Genomic DNA, 5,392 nt, shown 5'->3' with positions numbered 1-5,392 from the left:
CCCCCCTCCCGCCCGCGACCGGCCGCCGCCCGGCCCATGGCGCCCGGCCGTGGCGCTCAGCCCGTCGTCGCCTCCTTGCGGCGTGCCCGGTAGGCGGCCACATGCAGACGGTTGCCGCACGTACGGCTGTCGCAGTACCGCCGCGAGCGGTTGCGGGAGAGATCGACGAAGGCACGCCGGCAGTCGGGGGCCTCGCAGCGCCGCAGCCGCTCCCGCTCCCCGGCCACCACGAAGAACGCGAGCGCCATGCCGCCGTCGGCGGCCAGGTGGTCGGCCACGGAGGCGCCGGGCGCGAAGTAGTGGATGTGCCAGTCGTACCCGTCGTGATCCGTCAGCCGGGGCGTGGTGCCGGCGGCGGCGACCAGCTCGTTGATCATGCACGCGGCGGTCCGGCAGTCCGGGGCCGCGAAGATTCCGGCGAACCGGCCGCGGATCCCGCGCACCGCCGAGAGATCGACCTCCGACAGTGTCCCGACATCACTCATCTTGTGGTTTCGTACGAAATCCTCGAGTGCCGCGACGTCCGTCAGCCCGTCCGGCGCCGCATCGTCCTCCGGCGCGGTGTTCACCAGATCCACCACGGTGTCCAGCGCGCACCGGGTGTCGTGGGTGATCAACACGTTTCGCTCCCTGGCCTGGGGATCGGGCACACGCCCGCCGATGCAGGCCGATGGTAGTGGCTCCGCGCACACCCGAGCACCGACGGTGCCGCCGCGCCACGCGGGCACACCGGCACCGGGCCCCCGCCGGGGGAGGGCCGGTGCCGGTGTGTCCTGTATGCGGTTGTCCCGGCCCGAGCCGTCTCCCCGAGTGGACGGCAACGGGCGGTCTGCGGGGCCTCGAGAGGCCTGTCGCTAACTTTCCGCGAGGATGTGCGAGAGCTCCTGATCCAGATCGAAGTGCCGGTGTTCCGTGCCGGGAGGCACGGCCGCGTCCGTCCGCTTCAGGAAGGACTCCAGGGCCCGCGCCGGGGCCTCGAGCAGGGCCTCGCCCTCCGGGGAGCTCAGGGCGATGCATACGACGCCCTGCCCATGGCTGCGCGATGGCCAGACTCGGACGTCGCCGGTGCCGGTGGGACGGTGAAGCCCCTCGGCGAGGAGGTCGCGGGCGAACACCCACTCGACGGTTTCCTCGGCTCCGGTGTGGAAGGTGGCGTGCACGGCGTAGGGGTCGGCCGTGTCGTACCGCAGGCCTGCGGGGACAGGCAGGGAGGACTCGCTCGACACAACGAGGCGCAGGTGCAGCTCGCAGCTGACCGTGGTGTTCATAAGCGCCAGGGCCTTTCGCTCAGTGTGCGCTCGGGGATTCGCACGTCGGCGAAATCGACATGCCACCTACGGTGCCGTTGTAAACCCCTCTGAGGGTTTTGCCTGGCTTTACGTAACTCTTCCGGCCGAGAGTCGGTTCGCGCGGTACGTCCAATCCGGTGACTGGTTTCTCTCCGGTAGTGTTTGACCATATGAATACGGGCAGTGACGAGCCGGATGAGGCGGCCGTGACACCGGATCCGGCGAGGACCGAGGCCGAGACCGACCGGGCGCGGGACCGGCGGGGACTCGGGTCACGGGCCCCCGCGTTCGTCCGGTCGCGCCGTGTGCTGCACCTGAGCTGGCAGGCCGGGGTCTTCGTCGTCGGCCTCGCGGTCGTGGTCGCCGGGATCGTCATGCTCGCGTTCCCCGGACCGGGCTGGGTCGTGATCTTCGGCGGCATGGCGATCTGGGCGACCGAGTTCGTGTGGGCCCAGCTCGCGCTGCGCTGGACCAAGCGCAAGGTCACCGCGATGGCCCAGCGGGCCCTCGACCCCAGGGTGCGCCGGCGCAACATCGCCCTGACCGTGACCGGCCTGGTGATCACCGCGGTGCTGGCCGGGGTGTACGTCCGGGAGTTCGGCCTCACGGTGCCCTGGGACATCGCGCACCGGTGATCGGGGCCGGTTCCGGGCGGCCGGTCGCCGTCCCTGGCCCCGGGCGTCCCTGACATGCGGTAATGTTCTCCTCGTGCCCGGGCGATTAGCTCAGTGGGAGAGCGCTTCGTTCACACCGAAGAGGTCACTGGTTCGAACCCAGTATCGCCCACCCGGAACCGGCGGCCCGCCTGCGCTCACGCAGGCGGGCCGCCGTCGTTCGTCGCGCCGGTCCGCGACCGTCCGGGTGTGAACCGGGTGAGGCCGCCGCGCCATCGCGCACCCGGTGAGAAATTCCTGTCCGAATCATTGACGCGCCTCCGGGCCCTCCGTGCCTTGTGTCAGCAAGCGCTTGCTTGAAACGATTCACAACCAGGGGTGACGTCGCAGGGAGGGCCCGACTGTGGGAATCGGCAGGAGCATGGAGCGGCGGACGGTTCTGAAGGCGGCCGGGGCATCGGCGGCCGTGCTCGGGCTCGGCGCGACGACCGGGTGCGGGGGAGAAAGCAGTTCCGGGGACGGGACGGTGACGATCCGTTACTCGTGGTGGGGCGCCGAAGAACGCGCCAAGAGGATCGACCGGACCATCGCGCTCTTCGAGAAGAAGTACCCGGAGATCAGGGTGAAGATCGACTTTCAGACCTACCAGTCTTTCTGGGAGAAGTTCCAGACGCAGGCCTCCGGCGGAAATCCCCCGGATGTTTTCCAAAACGCCGTCACTTTTCTTCGGAAGTACGACAAAAGGGGAGTCCTGCTCGATCTGAAACCGCAGAGCGACGCGGGCAATCCGAACCTGGACGACTTCCGCGCCGGTGTCACCGAGGTCGGCGAGGTCGACGGCAAGCAGCTCGGCACCTGGGCCGGCCTCGGCACCCGGCACGGCGCGCAGCACTTCGCCGACAGCGCCAAGCAGCAGCGCATCGCCAACACCACCTACCGGCGCTTCTCCTGCTTCCTCACCGCCGACGAACGCGTGGGCGACCTGATGCACGCCAACGTCGACTCCGACGAGACCTTCCTCGCCCTCGACTCGCTCCGCAAGATCCGCACCGAGCCGTACACGCCCGCCCGGCACGCCCTGTCCATCGGCTTCGGCACCGACTGGAGCGGTCTGGTCTCCGCCTGGCTCACCGAGTGGGAGCGCAAGGGCCCCAGTGGAAGAAGGCCAGGGCACGCGTGCTGTCCACCATGGAGACGATCGCCGCCCAGCCGAACGGCTTCGTACAGGGCAGTGGCCTGTACGACCTGGACACGGGCAGGTTCGCCGTTGCCCCGGAACCGGTCGTCGACGTCTCCCACCTCTCGGGCGTCTTCGGCCTCAACGAACTGTGCGCCGAACTCGTCGACCTCGTCGACATGCCCGAGTTCAAGGAGGCCTCCCTGGACTACTGCCGCTACTTCAACGGGAGCAAGGCCGAACAGGCGGCGCGCTACGGCTCCGACTTCGGCTCGCTCATCCTCTTCCAGGGACACTCGCGCATGGACGCGTACGCCGCCGTCCAGGCCGGCGACGAGGAACTCGCCCGGCGCGCCTGGGCGAAGGTCTACGGCTCCGACGGCTGCACCGAGTCCTCGCCGTGGCGGACGGAGAAGCTGAGCGGACCGGACACGCTGGTTCCGGGCAGCGAGGCCGCCTGGGTGTCCACCAACGACACCGCGCTCTACGGTCTCGCCGCCATCGAGAACCTGGCGCTGCTCGGTGACCGGATGCCTTCGTGACGAGCGAGGGGTGAGGAAGCGAGTGGTGGGGGAGCGCCGCAGCACGGGGGACGGTGCTCCCTCACCGAAGCGGTTTGGAGGAAGCCCGTCGGGACCTGTATCGTTCAGTGCGTTCCCGGGCGATTAGCTCAGTGGGAGAGCGCTTCGTTCACACCGAAGAGGTCACTGGTTCGAACCCAGTATCGCCCACCCGGGGAAAAGGCCGGTCCGCCGCAGCGGACCGGCCTTTCGCGTACACGCCTACGCGGCCGCCGCCGGAAGCTCCGGACGCAGCGGCCACGACGGATCCACCGTCTCCTCCGTCCCGCTGCGCGCGAACCACGCCTGCAGCCCATGGGCCTGGGCCGCGTGCCACCCGGCCTGCAGGGTGTGCAGCTCGACCGGGGTCGAATGCTCCAGACGGGCCGCGAAGCGGCGGCCCAGCGCCCGCACGACCTCCAGCGCGGCCAGCGCGTCCGCCGCCGCGTCGTGCGCGTCGGCCAGCTCGACCCCGTAGTGCGCGCACAGATCGGCAAGCGTCCGCCGCCCCTTGCGATAGCGGTCCAGGTGCTTGTCCAGCACCCGCGGGTCGAGCACGCACAACGGCGAGGACTCGAACCAGCGCTGCAGCGACGAGGCCCGGTGACGGCGCAACTCCCGGTCGAACAGCGTCAGATCGAACGGCGCGTTCATCACCACCAGCGGACGGCCCCGCGCGGCCTGCTCCGCCAACTGCTCGGCCAACTCGTACATCACCGGCGCCGGCCAACGCCCGTTGCGCTGCAGGTGTTCCTCCGTCAGCCCGTGCACCGCCGTCGCCGCCCCGGGCACCGGCACGCCCGGGTTCACCAGCCAACGGGTCACCCGCGGCCGGAGACCCGGGGCGTCCTGGACGACGACGGCGGCCGACACGATGCGGTCGGTCTCGACGTCGACACCCGTGGTCTCCGTGTCGAACGCGGCCAGAGGCCCCTCGTACCAGCACGCCATACGCCCCACAACCCCTCGCTCACCCATGGCAGCCGACGCACCGTCTTCTGCCCGTTTGGTGATACCCGGGCTGTTTGCGCCGTACGCCGGAAGGACACAACAGGAGTACGGGTCTTTGCAGTTCACGGGCCCGCAGCGGGGATTCACCAAGCGTGGAAGGCTGTTGGTCATGGTGATGGCGCAGCCCGAGCGGAGCGGGCTGCTGCCCGAGCACACGGACGCCCCACGGGGCACACTCGCCACCACCGCCTGCATGGAGACACTGCAGGTGGGCTACCTGCACGCGGTCGCCGCCGCGGCCGGCTGCTCGCTGTCCCAGCCCTTCCCCGACAACGGCATCGACTGGCACGTCAGCCACAGCGCCCCCGGGCACACCGTCGACGACGAGGTGACCATCAAGGTGCAGCTGAAGTGCACCTACCAGATACCGCCCAACCCCCCGGGCCGGTCCTTCTCCTTCACCCTCGACAACGCCCACCTGGCCAAGCTCGCCCGCACCCCGGTCTCGGTGCACAAGATCCTCGTCGTCATGATCGTGCCCCGGTCGCAGGACCAGTGGCTGCGCGCCGGCCACGACCGGCTCGACCTCAGGCACTGCTGCTACTGGGTCAACCTCGCCGACCACCCCGTCACCGGCCGGCACCGCACCACCGTGCGGATCCCGACCTCGCGCATCTTCGACGACCGGGCCCTGTGCGAGATCATGACGCGGGTCGGGACGGGAGGCAGACCATGAATCACCGCTCCCTCGGCGAGCCCCCGCGATCCGCGCGCCCGCACCCCGTCGACGCCTCCTGGAAC

At 69.9% G+C, this 5,392-nt stretch carries 5 protein-coding genes, 2 tRNA genes and 2 pseudogenes; 6 read left to right on the top strand and 3 right to left on the bottom strand.

The window, feature by feature from the left end; translation table 11 throughout:
• Positions 1-56: 56 nt before the first annotated feature.
• Positions 57-620, bottom strand: a complete 564-nt coding sequence (locus tag C1I97_RS30530) for a CGNR zinc finger domain-containing protein (RefSeq protein ID WP_111006328.1) — start codon at positions 618-620, stop codon at positions 57-59.
• A gap of 234 nt (positions 621-854) precedes the next feature.
• Positions 855-1,268 (bottom strand): SsgA family sporulation/cell division regulator, encoded by a 414-nt coding sequence (locus C1I97_RS30525; RefSeq protein WP_004002642.1) that lies wholly within the window; start codon positions 1,266-1,268, stop codon positions 855-857.
• Positions 1,269-1,459: 191 nt separating this feature from the next.
• Between C1I97_RS30525 and C1I97_RS30520 the strand changes: the two genes are divergently transcribed.
• The 5 genes and pseudogenes from C1I97_RS30520 (at position 1,460) to C1I97_RS30505 (ending at position 3,811) form a co-directional block, all read left to right on the top strand.
• The gene (locus C1I97_RS30520; protein ID WP_111006327.1) at positions 1,460-1,924 is read left to right on the top strand and encodes a TIGR02611 family protein; all 465 of its coding nucleotides are present in this window, start codon (positions 1,460-1,462) and stop codon (positions 1,922-1,924) included.
• Between the two features lie 79 nt (positions 1,925-2,003).
• Positions 2,004-2,075, top strand: a tRNA-Val gene (locus tag C1I97_RS30515).
• A gap of 249 nt (positions 2,076-2,324) precedes the next feature.
• Positions 2,325-2,687 (top strand): annotated as a pseudogene (locus C1I97_RS40245) (ABC transporter substrate-binding protein); the annotation flags it as partial.
• A 36-nt stretch (positions 2,688-2,723) separates the two neighbouring features.
• Positions 2,724-3,622 (top strand): annotated as a pseudogene (locus C1I97_RS30510) (exo-rhamnogalacturonan lyase family protein); the annotation flags it as partial.
• Positions 3,623-3,739: 117 nt separating this feature from the next.
• Positions 3,740-3,811 (top strand) — tRNA-Val (locus C1I97_RS30505).
• Positions 3,812-3,862: 51 nt separating this feature from the next.
• Here the strand turns inward: C1I97_RS30505 and C1I97_RS30500 are convergent.
• On the bottom strand, positions 3,863-4,591 hold the full coding sequence (locus C1I97_RS30500; RefSeq protein WP_111006326.1) for a 3'-5' exonuclease: 729 nt from the start codon (positions 4,589-4,591) through the stop codon (positions 3,863-3,865).
• A gap of 169 nt (positions 4,592-4,760) precedes the next feature.
• On the opposite strand from C1I97_RS30500, the gene C1I97_RS30495 reads away from it, so the two are divergent.
• Positions 4,761-5,327, top strand: coding sequence for a DUF4365 domain-containing protein (locus C1I97_RS30495; protein WP_111006329.1), 567 nt, complete (start codon positions 4,761-4,763; stop codon positions 5,325-5,327).
• Positions 5,328-5,392 lie beyond the last annotated feature (65 nt).

Source organism: Streptomyces sp. NTH33, assembly GCF_003236365.1.
In the GTDB taxonomy this organism is placed as follows: Bacteria; Actinomycetota; Actinomycetes; order Streptomycetales; family Streptomycetaceae; genus Streptomyces.
This window is presented reverse-complemented; position numbering and strand designations above follow the sequence as displayed.

Bases quoted from the DNA above. Each gene is read 5' to 3' on its own strand.
- C1I97_RS30500 (WP_111006326.1), bottom strand. From the start codon at position 4,591: ATGGCGTGCTGGTACGAGGGGCCTCTGGCCGCGTTCGACACGGAGACC.
- C1I97_RS30525 (WP_004002642.1), bottom strand. From the start codon at position 1,268: ATGAACACCACGGTCAGCTGCGAGCTGCACCTGCGCCTCGTTGTGTCG.
- C1I97_RS30495 (WP_111006329.1), top strand. From the start codon at position 4,761: ATGGTGATGGCGCAGCCCGAGCGGAGCGGGCTGCTGCCCGAGCACACG.
- C1I97_RS30520 (WP_111006327.1), top strand. From the start codon at position 1,460: ATGAATACGGGCAGTGACGAGCCGGATGAGGCGGCCGTGACACCGGAT.